The organism is Paraburkholderia sp. J7 (assembly GCF_905220155.1).
GTDB lineage: Bacteria > Pseudomonadota > Gammaproteobacteria > Burkholderiales > Burkholderiaceae > Paraburkholderia.
Map to the genome: position 1 here is coordinate 12,549 of NZ_CAJMYZ010000023.1, position 17,500 is coordinate 30,048.

General features: G+C 62.7%; 17 protein-coding genes. 2 read left to right on the forward strand and 15 right to left on the reverse strand.

Annotated elements, in window-relative coordinates:
• Positions 1-20: 20 nt before the first annotated feature.
• Positions 21-1,280 (forward strand): acyl-CoA dehydrogenase family protein, encoded by a 1,260-nt coding sequence (locus U5A58_RS31045; RefSeq protein WP_321964294.1) that lies wholly within the window; start codon positions 21-23, stop codon positions 1,278-1,280.
• Positions 1,281-1,407: 127 nt separating this feature from the next.
• Positions 1,408-2,109, forward strand: a complete 702-nt coding sequence (locus U5A58_RS31050) for a glutathione binding-like protein (RefSeq protein ID WP_321914651.1) — start codon at positions 1,408-1,410, stop codon at positions 2,107-2,109.
• Between the two features lie 79 nt (positions 2,110-2,188).
• Here U5A58_RS31050 and U5A58_RS31055 read toward each other — a convergent pair whose 3' ends face one another.
• From U5A58_RS31055 to nuoG, 15 genes are all read right to left on the reverse strand, one after another.
• Entirely contained in the window at positions 2,189-2,659 is a 471-nt protein-coding gene (locus U5A58_RS31055) for a MaoC family dehydratase (RefSeq protein ID WP_321964295.1), read from the reverse strand.
• Positions 2,656-3,114, reverse strand: a complete 459-nt coding sequence (locus U5A58_RS31060) for a MaoC family dehydratase (protein ID WP_321964296.1) — start codon at positions 3,112-3,114, stop codon at positions 2,656-2,658. Before U5A58_RS31060 ends, U5A58_RS31055 begins: the two co-directional genes overlap by 4 nt.
• Before the next feature lie 38 nt (positions 3,115-3,152).
• Positions 3,153-4,277, reverse strand: coding sequence for an acyl-CoA dehydrogenase (locus U5A58_RS31065; protein WP_321964297.1), 1,125 nt, complete (start codon positions 4,275-4,277; stop codon positions 3,153-3,155).
• A gap of 11 nt (positions 4,278-4,288) precedes the next feature.
• Positions 4,289-5,485 carry an acyl-CoA dehydrogenase family protein gene (locus tag U5A58_RS31070; protein WP_321964298.1) on the reverse strand — a complete coding sequence of 399 codons (1,197 nt, stop codon included), beginning with the start codon at positions 5,483-5,485 and terminating at the stop codon, positions 4,289-4,291.
• A 67-nt stretch (positions 5,486-5,552) separates the two neighbouring features.
• Positions 5,553-5,987: a DUF1178 family protein gene (locus tag U5A58_RS31075; RefSeq protein WP_158757397.1), complete on the reverse strand. Its 435-nt coding sequence runs from the start codon at positions 5,985-5,987 to the stop codon at positions 5,553-5,555.
• Positions 5,988-6,198: 211 nt separating this feature from the next.
• The gene (locus U5A58_RS31080) at positions 6,199-6,789 is read right to left on the reverse strand and encodes an NUDIX domain-containing protein (protein ID WP_158757396.1); all 591 of its coding nucleotides are present in this window, start codon (positions 6,787-6,789) and stop codon (positions 6,199-6,201) included.
• A 128-nt stretch (positions 6,790-6,917) separates the two neighbouring features.
• On the reverse strand, positions 6,918-7,220 hold the full coding sequence (locus U5A58_RS31085; RefSeq protein WP_321914658.1) for a DUF2818 family protein: 303 nt from the start codon (positions 7,218-7,220) through the stop codon (positions 6,918-6,920).
• On the reverse strand, positions 7,220-8,692 hold the full coding sequence (gene nuoN / locus U5A58_RS31090) for an NADH-quinone oxidoreductase subunit NuoN (protein WP_158757394.1): 1,473 nt from the start codon (positions 8,690-8,692) through the stop codon (positions 7,220-7,222). Before nuoN ends, U5A58_RS31085 begins: the two co-directional genes overlap by 1 nt.
• Before the next feature lie 24 nt (positions 8,693-8,716).
• The gene (locus tag U5A58_RS31095) at positions 8,717-10,216 is read right to left on the reverse strand and encodes an NADH-quinone oxidoreductase subunit M (protein WP_321914659.1); all 1,500 of its coding nucleotides are present in this window, start codon (positions 10,214-10,216) and stop codon (positions 8,717-8,719) included.
• A gap of 23 nt (positions 10,217-10,239) precedes the next feature.
• The gene (gene nuoL, locus U5A58_RS31100; protein WP_321964299.1) at positions 10,240-12,303 is read right to left on the reverse strand and encodes an NADH-quinone oxidoreductase subunit L; all 2,064 of its coding nucleotides are present in this window, start codon (positions 12,301-12,303) and stop codon (positions 10,240-10,242) included.
• A gap of 11 nt (positions 12,304-12,314) precedes the next feature.
• Entirely contained in the window at positions 12,315-12,620 is a 306-nt protein-coding gene (gene nuoK / locus U5A58_RS31105; RefSeq protein WP_006052894.1) for an NADH-quinone oxidoreductase subunit NuoK, read from the reverse strand.
• Between the two features lie 17 nt (positions 12,621-12,637).
• Complete coding sequence (locus U5A58_RS31110) at positions 12,638-13,342, reverse strand: NADH-quinone oxidoreductase subunit J (RefSeq protein WP_321914661.1); 705 nt, start codon at positions 13,340-13,342, stop codon at positions 12,638-12,640.
• A gap of 175 nt (positions 13,343-13,517) precedes the next feature.
• Complete coding sequence (gene nuoI / locus U5A58_RS31115) at positions 13,518-14,006, reverse strand: NADH-quinone oxidoreductase subunit NuoI (protein ID WP_069265275.1); 489 nt, start codon at positions 14,004-14,006, stop codon at positions 13,518-13,520.
• 15 nt (positions 14,007-14,021) lie between these two features.
• Positions 14,022-15,086: an NADH-quinone oxidoreductase subunit NuoH gene (gene nuoH, locus U5A58_RS31120; protein ID WP_321914663.1), complete on the reverse strand. Its 1,065-nt coding sequence runs from the start codon at positions 15,084-15,086 to the stop codon at positions 14,022-14,024.
• Positions 15,087-17,420 (reverse strand): NADH-quinone oxidoreductase subunit NuoG, encoded by a 2,334-nt coding sequence (gene nuoG / locus U5A58_RS31125; RefSeq protein ID WP_321964300.1) that lies wholly within the window; start codon positions 17,418-17,420, stop codon positions 15,087-15,089.
• Between the last annotated feature and the right edge of the window lie 80 nt (positions 17,421-17,500).

Consider the following 17,500-nt stretch of genomic DNA (forward strand, 5'->3'; position numbering starts at 1 on the left):
ATCGCATTGCGAGGTCACCGATGAATTTCGATTACTCCCCGAAAGTGCAGGCGCTACGCGAGAAACTGCTCGCGTTCTTCGACGAATACATTTACCCGAACGAGGCGATTTTCCACGAGGAAGTCGAGCGCAATCGCGCGAACGGCAACCCGTGGGTGCCCACGCAAATTGTCGAACAGTTGAAGGAGAAGGCGCGCGCAGCGGGACTATGGAACCTGTTCCTGCCCGCCTCCGAACGCGGCGCGGGCCTCACGAACCTCGAATACGCGCCGCTGTGCGAAATCATGGGCCGCGTGCACTGGGCGCCCGAAGTGTTCAACTGCAGCGCGCCCGACACCGGCAACATGGAGACCATCGAGCGCTATGGCAGCGAGGCGCACAAGCAGCAATGGCTCGCGCCGCTGCTGGCAGGCCAGATCCGTTCTGCGTTTCTGATGACCGAGCCCGACGTGGCCTCGTCGGATGCGACGAACATCCAGACGCGCATCGAGCGCGACGGCGACGACTATGTGATCAACGGCACGAAGTGGTGGTCGTCGGGCGCGGGCGATCCGCGCTGCGCGATCTATATCCTGATGGGCAAGACCGATCCCGACGCACCGCGCCACGCGCAGCAGTCGATGATCCTCGTACCCTCGGACACGGCTGGCATCACCGTGCGCCGCCCGCTTACGGTATTCGGCTACGACGACGCACCGCACGGCCATATGGAAATCACGCTCGAAAACGTCCGCGTGCCCGCATCGAATATCCTGCTGGGCGAAGGACGTGGTTTCGAGATCGCGCAAGGTCGCCTCGGGCCGGGCCGCATCCATCACTGCATGCGCCTCATCGGGCTGGCTGAACGTGCGCTCGAGTTCATGGCGAAGCGCGCCCTCTCGCGCGTGGCATTCGGCAAGCCGGTCGCGCAGCAGACCGTCACCCAGGAGCGCATTGCAGAAGCGCGCTGCATGATCGAGCAGGCGCGCCTGCTCACACTCAAGACGGCATACATGATGGACACCGTCGGCAACAAGGGCGCGCGCGGCGAGATCGCGATGATCAAGGTGGTCGCGCCGAACATGGCCTGCCAGGTGATCGACTGGGCGATGCAGGTGCACGGCGCGGCGGGCGTGAGCGGAGACTTCCCGCTCGCCTACTCGTACGCTTCGGCGCGCACGCTGCGCTTCGCAGACGGCCCCGACGAAGTGCACCGCAACGCCATCGCCAAGCTCGAACTCGCGCGCCATATGGACGCGGGCGCGGCATCGCGCGTGGAAATGCCGGTTACGCGCTCGTAAGCCCACAAGTGCAGCAGGGGCGCTCGGCCGCCCTCTGCGAGCGACGCCGATCTATGCTAATTTGCGCCAGATCCGGCGTCGCGACAGTCTCTCGCGGCGCCTTCCTTCCTGGTGCCAAGGAGCCACGATGATCGACGTCTACAGCTGGGCCACACCGAATGGTCACAAAGTCCATATCATGCTCGAGGAAACCGGCCTCGAATACCGGGTGCATCCGGTCGATATCGGTGCGGGCGACCAGTTCAAGGCCGAATTCCTCGCCATCAGCCCGAACAACAAGATTCCCGCCATTACCGACTCCGAAGGCCCGCGCCGTGCCGACGGCCAGCCGTTTTCGCTGTTCGAGTCAGGCGCGATCCTGATTTATCTCGCAGCGAAAACGGGGCGCTTCATGCCCGAAGACCTCGCCGCGCGCTACGACGTGCTGCAATGGGTAATGTTCCAGATGGGCGGCCTCGGCCCCATGCTTGGCCAGGCGCACCACTTCCGCATCTACGCGCCCGAGAAGATCGACTATGCGGTCAATCGCTACACGAACGAAGCCAAGCGCCTCTACAACGTGATGGAAACGCAGCTGGAAAAGACCGAATATCTGGCCGGCGACGAGTACACCATCGCGGATATCGCTGCTTTCCCGTGGACGCGCTCCTGGCAAAACCAGGGCATCGATCTCGATTCGCTGCCCAATGTGAAGCGCTGGCACGAAGCGATCGCCGCGCGGCCTGCGGTCAAGCGCGGCGTCGAAGTGCTTGCGAATGCGCGCAAGCCGCTCATGGACGAAAAAGCGAAGGAAATGCTCTTCGGCGCAACGCAATACGCCAAGCACTGATTACGCTGAAACCCGGCAAAACGAAAGGGGCGCCCGCTTTGCAGCGGAGCGCCCCTTTTTTGTTGCGCACGCAACAGCTTCAGAAGTAATGCCGCGTGATGAACTCCGCCACGCATGCGGGGCGTTCGCTCTCTTCGCGCTCGATGCTCACATCCCACACGACCTGCACGCCGCCGCGTTCCACGTCGCTCACTTCCTTCACCGCGATACGCGCACGCACTTTCGCACCCACAGGCACCGGCTGCGTGAAGCGCACGCGGTTGAGCCCGTAGTTCACGCCCATGCGCTGGCGCATGTGCAGCGTTCCTCCGAGCAGCACAGGAATCAGCGAAAGCGTGAGAAAGCCGTGCGCGATCGGGCCGCCGAACGGCGACTCGCGGCGCGCCCGTTCGGCGTCGATGTGGATCCACTGGTGGTCGCCTGTGGCGTCGGCGAAGCCGTGCACGTCCGCCTCACTCACTTCGCGCCAGCCGCTCACGAGCGGCCCCGCACCGATCAGCGCGCGCAATGCCGCCGCGTCGGCAATCTGCGTGATGTCTCCTTCACTCACGATGCACTCCCCGGATGGCGAAGGCCGAAGAGCGCCTTCGAACGCACGACCACGATCAGTTCGCCGTGCTGGTTATGGCCTTCCCACTGCGTTTCGACGATGCCGCGATCGGGCTTGCTCGCCGAAACGCGCTTGCTCAATATCGTGTTCGTCATCGTGAGCGTGTCGCCGACGCGCGTGGGCTTGAGCCAGCGAATCTCGTCGACGCCGGGCGAGCCCATTGAGGTCGAGTCCTTCAGGAAGTTGCGCACGAGCATGCCCATCATGACCGAGCAGGTATGCCAACCGCTCGCGACGAGGCCGCCGAACATCGACGCTTCGCCATCGGCCTCGCTCATGTGGAATGGCTGCGGATCGAACTGCTCCGCGAAATGCACCACCTCGTCGCGGCCAAACGTGTGCGAACCGACCGCATAGCGTTTGCCCACTTCGAGATCTTCGAAACTCAAACCCATCCATTTTCTCCGCTGATGTTGCTCGCTGCCGCCGCGCGTTATGCTGCCTGCGCGAAACCGGGCAGCGAGGCGAAGCGTTCAAGATGATGATCGACATCACCGAGCGTAGTTTCGATAATCGCGAGACGCTTGAACAAATGCGCAGCCGCCACTTCGTTGGTGACGCCCATGCCGCCGTGCAGTTGCACGGCCTGCTGGCCGATGAAACGCGCCGCCTGGCCAACGCGCACCTTCGCCGCCGAAATCGCGCGGCGCCGCTCGTCGGCGGATTCGCTACTGTAACGCGCGGCAGCGAGATAAGTCAGCGAGCGGGCCTGTTCCGCGTGGATCAGCATCTCGGCCATGCGGTGCTGCAGCGCCTGGAAGCGCGCGATCGGCACGCCGAACTGCTGGCGCGTTTTCGTGTACTCGACCGTAGCGTGGTTGAGCGCGTCCATGGCGCCCACGGCTTCCGCGCACAGCAGGAACGTGGCGTAGTCGGCAATCTTTTCCCACGTCGCCGCGCCCGTGCTTGCGTCGCCAAGACGACGCGCAGGCGCTTCCTTGAAGGTCAACGTTGCCGCGTGCTGGCCGTCGATCGTGCGGTAGTCGCTCACCTCGACGCCCTGCGCATCGCGCGCGATAACGAAGAGCGCCACCTCGCCCGCGAACCGTGCCGGCACGATCCAGTAGTCGGCCTGGGCACCGTGCTGCACGACCGATTTCGTGCCGGTGAGCGCGAAGCCGTCGCCGGTCTCCTTCGCCTGCGTTTCCAGCGAAAACAGGTCATAGCGCGACTGCGGCTCATGGAAGGCGGCGGCAAGCTTGATCTCGCCCGAGGCAACGCGTTCGAGCAGCGCCGCATTTTCGGCGTCGGCCACACCCGCGAGCTTGAGCGCCTCGACGCCTACCGCGGTTGCCCAGTACGGCTCAATCACGAGCGCGCGTCCCAGTTCCTGCATGACGACGAGCATATCGAACGGCGCGCCGTCGAAGCCGCCCTGCTCCGCCGGCACCGGCAGCGCGGTCAGGCCAAGTTCGACGAACGCGTTCCAGTGCGCGTCCGACACGCCCGCAGGCGTCTTCACGATCGCCTGGCGCGCTTCGAAGCCATAGTTCTTGTCGAGATAGCGACGCAGCGCGTCGGCGAGTTGCTGCTGCTCTTCGGTGAAATTGAAGTTCATTGCGCCGCTCCTCAAATACCCAGAATCATCTGCGAGATGATGTTCTTCTGAATTTCGTTCGATCCGCCGTAGATCGACGTCTTGCGATAGTTGAAGTAGTACGCCGCGAGCGGCGCCGCGTCGTCGTCGCCGCCTGCCGCGTGTTCGTGCTCGCCCTCCAGGAAGGCCGGATCGAACGCCGCAGCGAGTGGGCCTATCGCATCGACCATCAGCTCGGTCAGCGCCTGCTGGATCTCCGTGCCCTTGATCTTGAGCATCGACGCTTCGGGACCGGGGCCGCGCCCGTTGGAGGCGCTCGCGATCACGCGCTCGGCGGTCACTTCGAGCGCCATCAGCTCGATCTCGACGGCGGCCACGCGCGCCGCGAACACGGGATCTTCCAGCAGCGGCTTGCCGTGTTTCTTCTGCTTGAGCGCGACGCCCTTGAGGAATGCCAGTTCGCGGTTCGACGCGCCCACACGCGCGATGCCCGTGCGCTCATGACCAAGCAGATACTTCGCGTAAGTCCAGCCGCGGTTCTCCTCGCCGACGAGATTCTCGACGGGCACCTTCACGTCTTCGAAAAATACTTCGTTGACCTCATGGTCTTCATCGAGCGTGATAATTGGACGCACGGTAATGCCGGGCGTTTTCATGTCGATGAGGAGGAACGAAATGCCTTCCTGCTTCTTAGCCGCGGGATCGGTGCGCACGAGGCAGAACATCATGTCGGCGTGCTGGCCGAGCGTGGTCCAGGTCTTCTGGCCGTTCACAACGTAGTGATCGCCTTCGCGAACAGCACGTGTGCGCAGCGAAGCAAGATCGGAACCCGAGCCCGGCTCGGAGTAGCCCTGGCACCACCAGTCGTCACCGGAAAGGATGCGCGGAAGATAGCGGCGCTTTTGGGCCTCGTTGCCGTACTTCATGAGCACGGGCGCGACCATCGAAACGCCGAAAGGCAGCACCGGCGGCGCGCCGATGCGACCACACTCGGCGTCCCAGATGTGGCGTTGCGCTTCGGTCCAGCCGGGGCCGCCAAATTCTGTTGGCCACGCAGGCGCGGACCAGCCCTTCTTCCCTAGCAGCTTGTGCCAGCTGGCAATGTCGTCGCGCGAGAGGCGCTTGTGGTTGAGAACCTTGTCGCGCATCGCTTGAGGCAGGTTGGCCTCGAGCCAGGCGCGGATTTCGGCGCGGAATGCGTCGTCGGCGGGGGTGTAGTCCAGATCCATGCGCTATGTCTCCTGGCCGCGGCCGGTGCGAAGCTTTCCTCGCGCCGCGGCGAAGACCCGCATGACGTTATTGCAGCGGACCCTTCAACGCGGCCGGAACCGGCAGCGGCATCACATCGATGCCTTCTTCGACGAGAGCTTGCGCATCTTCCGCGGAAGCGACTCCACGGATGTTGCGCGACGGCGCTTCGTTATAGTGAATGCGCCGCGCCTCCTCGGCGAAACGGTCGCCTACGTTCTCCGTCTTATCGAGGACCTCGCGGATTACACGCATCGCATGCGCTTGCCATTGCGCCGCCTGCTCGTGCGACGACGCTTTCGGCGTTTCGCTCGCACCGGACAGGTTCAACCGGGGCGCGGACGGCAAGCGGGTCACGTGGGTGGCGCCGCACATCGGACATTCGACCAGCTTGCGGGACAGTTGCGACTCGAAGTCGTCAACCGAAGCGAACCAGCCTTCAAACCGATGTCCGTCTGGACACTGTAAATCGAGGACCTTCATGGGAATCGAGGCTTGCGATGAGTTTAGCGCAAATCGTAAATTTGTGAACGACCGTTCGAAAAAATTCCTGCGGCCGGGCACCGGGATTTTCCCGGGGGTTCGATTGTAGCGCTGCTCGGGCGAGCGCGCTGAAGGTGCTTGGTGCGCGCAGAAGCGACAACGGCGGCCACGAGGCCGCCGTTGATCGAGTGTTCGACGCAGCGGCTAGCTGTCAGCCCTGCTCCGCCTTCGCGAGCGGCCACGCGCCCGACAGCGCCTTTTCGAGCCAGAACGTGCCGATGATCGTCTTCACGTCGGTGATCTTGCCCGTGCGCACCCATTCGAGCAGTTCGGGGACCGTCGCCGTGAAGGTTTCGAGAAACTCGCCGTCGTCGAGTTGCGCCGCGCCTGCGGTCAGCCCGCGCGCGAGATAGATGTCGATGAATTCGGTCGAGTACGAAATCACCGGATGGATCTGTGCAAGATAAACGTACTCGCGTGCCGTATAGCCCGTCTCTTCCTTGAGTTCGCGGATCGCGCAGGCGAGCGCGCCTTCCTGCGGATCGAGCTTGCCGGCCGGGAATTCCGTCATCACGCGCGAGAGCGGGTAGCGGTACTGGCGCTCCATCAGCACGCGGCCGTCGTCGAAGAGCGGGATCACCATCACCGCGCCGGGATGCTGAACGTACTCGCGCGTAGCGTGCTTGCCGTCCGGCAACGCGACCGTGTCGCGCTTCAGGGTAAGAAAATTGCCCGCGTAGAGCGTCGTGCTTTCCACGCACGTCTCGGCGAGCGCCGGGTCGTGTTGATGATGTTCAGCCATAGTCAGCCTCGTGGGTGCTCAGAAAAATCGGGAAGCCGCGGGCGCGCCGCAAGAAGTGAAGTCGGACAGACTGCCGGCCGGACTTCCGGGACGCACGGCGCGTGCCGGCCACGGGCCGGCCACGCGCATCACGCCGGGCGGCGTTTGATGAGATATTGCCAGGTGAAGCCGGGAAACGCGAACACGACAAAAAGACTGAAGGTGATCGCGTAGAACTGCCAGCCCTGGTCAAAACGGTTGCCGGCGCGCGCCTCCAGCAGGAAGCCGAACGCACCGACCACAAAATACAGCACGATCATTTCAGCAATGCGAATCCACGCACTCTTCTTCGGTGCGCGAAGCGGCACGACGCCGAACAATCGCTGGTTGAGGAACGGCAGGTTGGCGCCCGCGAGCGCCAACAGCACGATGAACCAACCCGCTGCCGACATTAGAGCGGCAGCGTATGCGTGACGGCTTGCAGGCAGACCGACATCAGCGGGCCCGGGATGATGCCCAGCACGAGCACCGCCACGCCGTTGAGCGTGAGCAGCGCGCGGTTGCATGCGTGACTTTCGATCGGTGCTTCGTCCTGCGGTGCGTCGAAGTACATGAGCTTGACGATACGCAGGTAATAGAACGCGCCGAACAGCGACGTGATCACGGCGAGCACGGCAAGCCACGTGAGGCCGGCGTTCATGGTTGCTTCGAGCACGGCGAGCTTCGCGTAGAAGCCGACCGTCGGCGGAATACCGGCGAGCGAGAACATCATGAGCATCATGACGAACGCGAACACCGGGTTGCGCTGGTTCAAGCCCTTGAAGTCGTCGATTGTTTCCGCTTCGAAATCGCGACGGGACAGCAGCATGACCACGCCAAACGCGCCGAGCGTCGTGATGAGGTAGACGATGCTGTAGAACATGGCCGAGCTGTATGCGCTGGCCGCGCCCGTCGCCTTGTTGTCGACGATACCGGCGAGCAGGCCGAGCAGCACGAAGCCCATGTTCGAAATGGCCGAGTACGCGAGCATACGCTTGACGTTGCGCTGCACGATACCCGTGATGTTGCCCACGATCATCGAAAGCGCGGCGAGGATGATCAGCATCTCTTGCCAGTCCACTGCCAGCGGCAGCAGGCCCATCACGAGGAAGCGCACGGCCCACGCGAATGCCGCGACCTTCGGGCCGCCGCCGGTGAGCAGCGTCATGGCCGTAGGCGCGCCTTGATAGACGTCGGGCACCCACATATGGAACGGCACCGCACCCATCTTGAACGCGACGCCGGCGACGATGAACACCACGCCGAACAGCAGGACGATATCGTTGATATGGCCCGACGCCACGGCCTTGAACACTTCGTTCAGTTCGAGCGAGCCGGTCGCGCCGTACAGCATCGAGATGCCGTAGAGCAGGAAGCCTGAAGCGAGCGCACCCAGCACGTAATACTTCATCGCGGCTTCGTTCGACTGCGTCGCGTCACGACGCAGTGCAATCACTGCGTAGAGCGAGAGCGACATCAGCTCGAGGCCGAGGTACAGCGTGAGGAAGTTGTTGCCCGAGATCATTGTGATCTGGCCGAGCAGCGAGAACATGCCAAGCAGGAAGAACTCGCCCCTGAACATGTCGCGGTCTTCGAGGTACTTGCGCGAGTACACGATCGACACGGCGTAGCCGAGCGTGACCACCGACTTCATCGCGCTTGCGAACGGATCGATCACGTACATGCGCGTGAAGTAGTAGTACACGTGCGGATCGAACGCGTTCACCGCAAACCAGATACCGGCTATGACCGTAGTCAGCAGCGCGATGAAATAGGTTGTGCGACGGCCCGAAGGGCCGGTGAACGTGTCGTTGAGCCACGCGACGACGAGGCCGGTCATCACCAGCGCGTCGGGTAGCAGAGCGTTCAAAGGGGCGTTTGGCATGATCTTTTGTTCCTCCGCTCGGTATTACTGTGACAGCGGCAGTTTCGACACTGCGACGTGGGAGAGGAGGTTTTCCACGGAAACGTGCATCACATCGGTAAAGGGCTTCGGGTAGATGCCCATGAAAAGCGTAAACAGCGCGAGCACCGCAAGCATGAAGTATTCGCGACTGTTGATGTCCTTCAGCTCGCGAACATGGTCGTTCGCGACGGCGCCGAAGTACACCCGCTTGTACATCCACAACGTATAGGCCGCGCCCAGGATCAGCGTGAACGCCGCCCCGAAAGCGATCCAGAAGTTGTACTTCACGGCCGCCAGAATCACCATGAATTCGCCGACGAATCCAGAGGTGCCCGGCAGACCGCAATTGGCCATGGCGAACAGCATGACCAGCGCCGCGAACTTCGGCATGGTGTTGACCACACCGCCGTAGTCCGCGATATCGCGTGTGTGCATACGGTCATACAGCACACCGATGCACAGGAACATGGCGCCCGAGACGAAGCCGTGCGAGATCATCTGGATGATCCCGCCTTCCATCGCGAGCTGGCTCGACGGGCCGAACATAAAGAAGCCGAGCGTGACGAAGCCCATGTGGGCGATCGACGAATACGCGACCAGCTTTTTCATGTCCGACTGCACCATCGCCACGAGGCCGATGTAGATCACAGCGATCAAGGACAGCGTGATGATGACCGGCGCCAGGTAGTGACTCGCGTCCGGCGTGACCGGCAGCGAGAAACGCAGGAAACCGTACGCGCCGAGCTTGAGCATGATCGCGGCCAGCACGACCGAGCCGCCCGTGGGCGCTTCGACGTGCGCGTCCGGCAACCACGTGTGGACCGGCCACATCGGCACCTTGACGGCGAACGCGAAGAAGAACGCGACGAACAGCAAAATTTGCGGCGTCATGGCGATCTTCGCGGCCTGCCACGAGGCGAGGTCGAAGGTCCCGGTAATGCGGTACAGGTACAGCAACGCGACCAGCATGAGCAGCGAGCCGGCCAGCGTATAGAGAAAGAACTTGAACGCTGCGTACACACGATTCGGTCCGCCCCACACGCCGATGATGATGTACATCGGAATGAGCGTGGCTTCAAAGAACACGTAGAACAGCAGACCGTCGGCGGCGCAGAAAACGCCGATCATGATGCCCGACAGGATGAGGAACGACGCGTAATACTGAGCGACGTTCTTCGTGATGACCTGCCAACCCGCGATCACGACGATCACGGTGATGAGTGCCGTGAGCACGACGAACCACATCGCAATGCCGTCGACGCCCAGGTGATACGCAATATTGAACCGCTCGATCCAGACCGTCTTCTCCTCGAACTGCAGCGAAGCCGTAGTCGTATCGAAGCCCGTAACGAGCGGGATGGTGACGAGGAAACTAAGCACCGAACCGATGAGTGCGAGCCAGCGGTCCGCACTCGGGTTCCGACGGGAACCCACTACAAGAACGATGATGCCGAATACGATCGGCATCCAGATCGCAATACTGAGAATCGGAGTTGCGTGCATGCGTTTCCTCGCCTTATTTTGCCTTATTTGCCGCCGAGCGTTACAAACAGGGTAAGGAGGCCAAGCATGCCAATGATCATGGCAAATGCGTAGTGGTAGATATAGCCGGATTGCAGGAAACGAATGACAGTTGCAAACCAGCCGATAAACTTGGCGCTCCCGTTTACGACGCCGTCGATCACGACGACATCGCCCTCCTTCCACAGACCGCGACCGATAGCGACTGCTCCGCGAGCGAAGACGATTTCGTTGATCTTGTCGAGGTAATACGCGTTTGCCAGCAGCTTGTAGACCGGCGCGAACGTGCGCGACACGACGGTCGGCAGATCCGGGCGCTTCATGTAGAAGAACCACGCCACCACCACACCCGCGAGTGCGAGCCACACCGGCAGGCCCGAGAACGCATGCGCGCCCATCGCGGCCCAGCCCTGGAATTCCTTGCCCATTTCCGCGAGCGCTTCGTGGTTCTCGCCAACGAAGATGACGTTCTGGAACGCTACGCCATGCGAGAAGAAGTCACCGAAGAGCAGCGGCTGGATCGCGAACGCACCGGCGATCACCGAGGGGATCGCGAGCAGAACGAGCGGCACCCAGATGACCCACGGCGACTCGTGCGGCACGTGCACGTGGTGCTCGTCGTGACCGTGGCCGTGATCGCCGTGACCGCTATGGGCAGCATTCGCCGCTTCGATCGCCATCGGCGATTCCGGATGCTTCGGACCGCGGAAGCGCTCTTCACCGTGGAACACGAGGAAGTACATACGGAACGAGTACAGCGCCGTGACGAATACGCTTGCCACCACTGCGAAGTACGCGAAGCCCGAACCCGGCAGGTGCGAGAGCTTCACGGCGTCGATGATCGAATCCTTCGAGTAGAAGCCCGAGAAGAACGGCGTGCCGATCAGCGCGAGCGAACCGACGAGCGACGTGATCCACGTGATGGGCATGTACTTGCGCAGGCCGCCCATGTTGCGCATATCCTGGTCGTGGTGCATGCCGATGATGACCGAGCCCGCGCCGAGGAACAGCAACGCCTTGAAGAACGCGTGCGTCATCAGGTGGAAGATCGCGACCGGATAAGCCGACACGCCGAGTGCGACCGTCATGTAGCCGAGCTGCGACAGCGTCGAGTACGCGACCACGCGCTTGATGTCGTTTTGCACGACACCAAGGAAACCCATGAAGAGCGCGGTGATGGCACCGATCACGACGATGAACGAGAGTGCCGTTTCCGAAAGTTCGAACAGCGGCGACATGCGCGCGACCATGAAGATACCGGCCGTCACCATGGTTGCCGCGTGAATCAGCGCGGAAATCGGCGTCGGGCCTTCCATCGAGTCCGGGAGCCAGACGTGCAGCGGGAACTGCGCCGACTTACCCATCGCGCCGATGAACAGGCAGATACACGCAACGGTGAGCAGGTTCCACGAGGTGCCCGGGAACGTCAGTGCGGAGAGCTCATGACCCCGCGCGAAGATGTCGTTGTAGTTCAGCGAGCCGCCGTACGCGAGCAGCAGGCCGATGCCGAGCAGGAAGCCGAAGTCGCCCACGCGGTTCACGAGGAACGCCTTCATGTTCGCGTAGATGGCGCTTTCACGCTTGAAGTAGAAGCCGATCAGCAGGTACGAGACGAGACCCACCGCTTCCCAGCCGAAGAACAGCTGCAGGAAGTTGTTGCTCATCACGAGCATCAGCATCGAGAACGTGAAGAGCGCGATGTACGAGAAGAAGCGCTGGTAGCCCTCTTCTTCCGCCATGTAGCCGATCGTGTAGATGTGGACCATCAGCGACACGAAGGTCACGACGACCATCATGAGCGCCGTCAACGAGTCGATGAGGAAGCCGACTTCGAACTTCAGGCCGCCTACCGACATCCATTCGTAGACCGTTGCGTTGAAGCTCGCACCGCCCATCACGTCGAACAACGTGATGCACGACAGCACGAACGCAATCGCGACGCCAAGAATGGTCACCGTATGCGCGCCCGCGCGCCCGACCGTCTTGCCGAACAAACCGGCAATGAGAGAACCGGCGAGTGGCGCCAGCGGGATCGCCAGCAATAAGGTTTCGTTGAGTGTTGTTGCCATAGCAGCCTGCCTTAGCCTTTGAGCTGATCGAGGTCCTCGACGTTGATCGTGTCGAGGCTGCGGAACAGAGTCACAAGAATAGCCAGACCAATCGCGGCTTCCGCTGCCGCAACAGTTAGCACGAAGAACACGAAAATCTGTCCGTGAACGTCACCGAGGTAATGCGAGAACGCGACGAAGTTCGTGTTCACCGCCAACAGCATCAGCTCAATCGCCATCAGGATGATGATGACGTTGCGCCGATTGAGAAAAATGCCAACGATCGAGATCGCAAAAAGGATCGCGCCGAGGACGAGGTAATGGGCCAGTGTCAGCATGGTTCGCTCCTTCGCGCTTAGCTCTTCGTTGCCGGTGCGGCCGCGGGTGCGGCGCTCGCGCCTGCCGCGGGCGCAGCCCCGGCTTCGGCTTGCGCCGGTTCCGCCGGCTCCGGCACTTCGACGACCGGCTGCATCTTCACGAGGCGCACGCGGTCCTGGCGACGCACGCTGACCTGCTTCGACACGTCCTGGCGCTTCGAGTCTTTCGGCTCGCGCACGGTCAGCGCGATGGCCGCGACGATCGCCACCAGCAGCACGAGGCCGGCGACTTCGAAGGCGAAGATGTAGTCGGTGTAGATGATCTTGCCGATCAGGTGCGCGTTCGAGATCGCGGCGGCGGCAGCCGGCGTGGTGTCAGGCACCGGCGTGCTCGTCGCGCCGTAGCCGTGCCACAGGATCAGCGCGGTTTCGATCACGATGATCGCGCCCACGATGGTCGCCACCGGGATGAAGCGCTTGAAGTCGCGGCTCAGCACGTCGATGTTGATGTCCAGCATCATCACCACGAACAGGAACAGCACCATCACCGCGCCCACATAGACGAGCACCAGCAGGATCGCGAGGAATTCAGCCTCGAGCAGCATCCAGATCGCGGCCGCGTTGAAGAACGCGAGCACGAGGAAGAGCGCAGACGCGACAGGATTGCGCGAAGTGATCACCTTCAGCCCTGACAGCGTGAGCAGCAGCGCGAAGATGTAGAACAGGACGGTCGTGAATTCCATGATTACTGGTTCATCGTTGAGGCCTTCGTGAAGCGGATTGCGCGGCGCAAACTGGCGGCCAGACCAGGGAGCGTCGCGCCGCGGCGGTCAGGCTGCGGTAAAGCGCGGGCGTTCAGCACACGCGTTCCCCACAGCCGGCCCGGACCGCGGGCCGATGCAGCGTCAAACTGAAAGATCAACGGTACGGTGCATCCGCTGCCTTGTTCGCCGCGATCTGGGCTTCATAGCGATCGCCAACGGCCAGCAGCATATCCTTCGTGAAATACAGATCGCCGCGCTTCTCGCCGTGATACTCGAGAATGTGCGTTTCGACGATCGAGTCGACCGGGCAGCTCTCTTCGCAGAATCCGCAGAAGATGCACTTGGTCAGGTCGATGTCGTAACGCGTCGTGCGGCGCGTGTTGTCCTCGCGCACTTCCGATTCGATCGTGATCGCGAGCGCGGGGCACACGGCCTCGCACAGCTTGCACGCGATGCAGCGCTCTTCGCCATTTTCATAGCGGCGCAGCGCATGCAGACCGCGAAAACGCGGGGAAATGGGCGTCTTTTCTTCCGGAAACTGCACCGTGAACTTGCGCTTGAACGTGTAACGACCCGTCAGCGCGAGGCCCTTGAGCAGCTCGGTCAGGAAAAACGTCTTAAAGAAGTTTTGGATAGCGTTCATGGTTGTGTTCGCCCCTTATTTCCAGATGCTCAACGGCGACATGTACCAGAAGCCGACCACGATCAGCCACACGATGCACACCGGAATGAACACCTTCCAGCCGAGACGCATGATCTGGTCATAGCGATAGCGCGGGAACGTCGCGCGGGCCCAGATGAAAACCGACAGCAGGCAGAAGACCTTCAGCACCAGCCAGAACACGCCCGGGATGAAGTCGAGGAACGCGAACGGGGCGCTCCAGCCGCCAAGGAACAGCACCGAGGCGAGCGCCGAGATCACGATCATGTTGATGTACTCGGCGAGGAAGAACAGCGCGAACGCCATACCCGAGTAGTCGATCATGTGACCCGCGACGATTTCCGACTCCCCTTCCACCACGTCGAACGGGTGGCGGTTCGTTTCGGCAAGGCCCGAGATGAAGTAGACGACGAACATCGGCAAGAGCGGCAGCCAGTTCCACGAGAGGAACGTGATGCCCCAGCTCGCGAACATGCCGCGCATCTGGCCTTCGACGATCACCGAAAGATTCAGGCTACCCGACACCATCAGCACGACAACGAGCGCGAAGCCCATCGAAATTTCGTACGACACCATCTGCGCCGCAGCGCGCATGGCGCCGAGGAACGCGTACTTCGAGTTCGAGGCCCAGCCCGCGAGAATCACGCCGTAGACGCCGATCGACGAGATCGCCATCGCGTACAGCAGGCCCGCGTTGATGTCGCCGAGCACCGCGCCCGCCTGGAACGGAATCACCGCCCAGACCGCGAAGGCCGGCACCACCACCATGATCGGCGCGACCATGTAGATCCAGCGGCTTGCCTGCGCGGGCTGAATCACTTCCTTCAGGAGCAGCTTCAGCACGTCGGCGATCGGCTGCAGTAGACCTGCCGGGCCCACGCGGTTCGGACCGAGACGCACGTGCATCCAGCCGATCAGCTTGCGCTCCCAGAGGATCAGGTACGCGACGCACAGCAGGATCACCACCGCGACGACGAGAATGCGCACCAGCGCCCACACGGTGGGCCAGGCCACGCCGAGCAGCTGGCTGCCGCCTGCATTGATCGTATCGAACAAGCTCATTTACGCCTTCTCCACCAGCAGTTCACCGAACAGGCTGCCGAGTTGCGCACCGGCAGGCGTCGCCGCCGACACGCGCACCACCGTCGGCGCAAGATTCGCATCGCGCGTTGCGGGCGCCGTCACCGACAGATCGCCCTGGCGCACGCGCACGGCGTCGCCTTCCTTCAGGCCGAGCTGGTCGAAGTATGCCGCCGGCAGGCCGATCGCGTTCGCCACGCGGGCAGCCGTGGTGAGCTGCAGCGCTTCGCCGCGGCGCACGATGGGATCGGCGTGGTAAATCGGCACGTCGGCGATGCGCTCGAAGCGGCCTTCCGCAGCTTTCGCGAGGCTGCCGCGCGCAACCGTGGCGCTGGCCTTGTTCGACAGACGGCCTTCGAAGCTGCCGTCGCCGATTGCCTTGCGGCGCACTTCTTCAGCCGTGTCGTACTCGAAGCCCTTCGCGCCCAGCAGCGTGCCGAGCACGCGCAGGACCTTCCACGCCGGACGCGTGTCGCCGAGCGGACGCACGACGCCGTTGAACGTCTGAGCCGTACCTTCGGCGTTGATGAACGTACCTGAGGTTTCCGTGTACGGCGCGATCGGCAGCAGCACGTCCGCGTAGTCGAGGCCCGTCTTGTACGGCGAGAACACGGCGACCATTTCGGCCTGCGCAAGCGCGGCGCGCGCGGCTGCCGGGTTTGCCGTATCGAATTCCGGCTCGACGTTGAAGAGCAGATAGCCCTTGCGCGGCTGCTCGAACGCTTCGCGTGCGTTCAGGCCGTCGCGGCCCGGCAGTGCGCCGGCAATGTGCGCGCCAACCGTGTTGGCCGCTTCCGTGAGGAAGCCAAGCGTCGCGCCCGTCGTTTCGGCGATGAACTGCGCGGCGGCATGCAGGCGCGAAAACTCCGGATGCTGAACCGCAGCATTGCCGAGCAGGACGTAGCGGCGTTCGCCGCTCGCGAGCGAGGCGGCGACTTGCTTAGCGGCTTCAGTGGCCTGTGCGCCTGCGAAGCCTTCCGGCAACGCCACGCCCTTCGCTTGCGCAACAGCCGCTGCGATTGCAGCCAGTTCGTCGAGCCATGCCGACGGCGCGGCGACGATGCGCTGCGCGTTCGGGATCAACGAGCCGTCAGCCGTGGCTTGCAGGAAGCTGACCTGCGCACCGCCCTTCGCGGCCTGGCGCAGACGCGCGGCGAACAGCGCGTGATCGCGGCGCAGGAACGAGCCGATCACGAACGCCGAGTCGGCGTACGAGAGTTCGGCGATCTTCGTGCCGAGCCACGGCGCGCCTTCCAGCGGCGCCGAGAAGTCGCTCTGGCGCAGACGGAAGTCGACGTTCGGCGTGCCGATCGCGTCTGCGAACTGCTTCGCGAGATACAGTTCTTCGAGCGTGCTGTGCGGGCTCGCGAGCAGCGCGAGCTGATTCTCGCCATGCTCGTCGCAAATGCCCTTGATGCCCTTGACGACGTATTCCAGTGCGGTCTGCCAGTCGGTCTCGATCCACTCGCCGCCCTGCTTGATCATCGGGCGCGTGAGACGGTCTTCGCTGTTCAGACCTTCATACGAGAAGCGGTCCTTGTCCGAGATCCAGCATTCGTTGATGGCTTCGTTCTCGAACGGCAGCACCCGCATCACGCGGTTGTTCTTCACCTGCACGACGAGGTTCGCACCCGTCGCGTCATGCGGGCTCACCGACTTGCGACGCGACAGTTCCCACGTACGCGCCGAGAAGCGGAACGGCTTGCTCGTGAGCGCGCCGACCGGGCACAGATCGATCATGTTGCCCGAGAGTTCCGAGTCGACCGTCTTGCCGACGAACGAGGTGATTTCCGAGTGCTCGCCGCGGCCGAGCATGCCGAGTTCCATCACGCCGGCGATTTCGTCGCCGAAGCGCACGCAGCGCGTGCAGTGAATGCAGCGCGACATCTCTTCCATCGAGATGAGCGGACCGACGTTCTTGTGGAACACCACGCGCTTTTCTTCGCTGTAGCGCGAGGCGGACTTGCCGTAACCGACGGCCAGATCCTGAAGCTGACATTCGCCGCCCTGATCGCAGATCGGGCAGTCGAGCGGGTGGTTGATCAGCAGGAATTCCATCACGGCTTGCTGACCCTGCACGGCCTTGTCCGACATGGTGCGCACGACCATGCCTTGCGACACCGGCGTCGCGCACGCGGGCACGGCCTTCGGCATCTTCTCGACATCGACGAGACACATCCGGCAGTTGGCCGCGATGGACAGCTTCTTGTGATAGCAGAAGTGCGGGATGTACGTGTCCACGCGCTGAGCAGCCTGGATCACCATGCTGCCCTCGGGCACCTGCACCTTCTTGCCGTCTATTTCAAGTTCAACCATGATGGTTAATCGTCCCTAACCTGTTACCGCTCAATTTCACAGCGGTCTACCCCGTTGCGTCGTGCTACGCGGTTCGAACA

Bases quoted from the DNA above. Each gene is read 5' to 3' on its own strand.
- U5A58_RS31045 (WP_321964294.1), top strand. From the start codon at position 21: ATGAATTTCGATTACTCCCCGAAAGTGCAGGCGCTACGCGAGAAACTG.
- U5A58_RS31050 (WP_321914651.1), top strand. From the start codon at position 1,408: ATGATCGACGTCTACAGCTGGGCCACACCGAATGGTCACAAAGTCCAT.
- U5A58_RS31060 (WP_321964296.1), bottom strand. From the start codon at position 3,114: ATGGGTTTGAGTTTCGAAGATCTCGAAGTGGGCAAACGCTATGCGGTC.
- U5A58_RS31065 (WP_321964297.1), bottom strand. From the start codon at position 4,277: ATGAACTTCAATTTCACCGAAGAGCAGCAGCAACTCGCCGACGCGCTG.
- U5A58_RS31070 (WP_321964298.1), bottom strand. From the start codon at position 5,485: ATGGATCTGGACTACACCCCCGCCGACGACGCATTCCGCGCCGAAATC.
- U5A58_RS31075 (WP_158757397.1), bottom strand. From the start codon at position 5,987: ATGAAGGTCCTCGATTTACAGTGTCCAGACGGACATCGGTTTGAAGGC.
- U5A58_RS31080 (WP_158757396.1), bottom strand. From the start codon at position 6,789: ATGGCTGAACATCATCAACACGACCCGGCGCTCGCCGAGACGTGCGTG.
- U5A58_RS31085 (WP_321914658.1), bottom strand. From the start codon at position 7,220: ATGTCGGCAGCGGGTTGGTTCATCGTGCTGTTGGCGCTCGCGGGCGCC.
- nuoN (WP_158757394.1), bottom strand. From the start codon at position 8,692: ATGCCAAACGCCCCTTTGAACGCTCTGCTACCCGACGCGCTGGTGATG.
- U5A58_RS31095 (WP_321914659.1), bottom strand. From the start codon at position 10,216: ATGCACGCAACTCCGATTCTCAGTATTGCGATCTGGATGCCGATCGTA.
- nuoL (WP_321964299.1), bottom strand. From the start codon at position 12,303: ATGGCAACAACACTCAACGAAACCTTATTGCTGGCGATCCCGCTGGCG.
- nuoK (WP_006052894.1), bottom strand. From the start codon at position 12,620: ATGCTGACACTGGCCCATTACCTCGTCCTCGGCGCGATCCTTTTTGCG.
- U5A58_RS31110 (WP_321914661.1), bottom strand. From the start codon at position 13,342: ATGGAATTCACGACCGTCCTGTTCTACATCTTCGCGCTGCTGCTCACG.
- nuoI (WP_069265275.1), bottom strand. From the start codon at position 14,006: ATGAACGCTATCCAAAACTTCTTTAAGACGTTTTTCCTGACCGAGCTG.
- nuoH (WP_321914663.1), bottom strand. From the start codon at position 15,086: ATGAGCTTGTTCGATACGATCAATGCAGGCGGCAGCCAGCTGCTCGGC.
- nuoG (WP_321964300.1), bottom strand. From the start codon at position 17,420: ATGGTTGAACTTGAAATAGACGGCAAGAAGGTGCAGGTGCCCGAGGGC.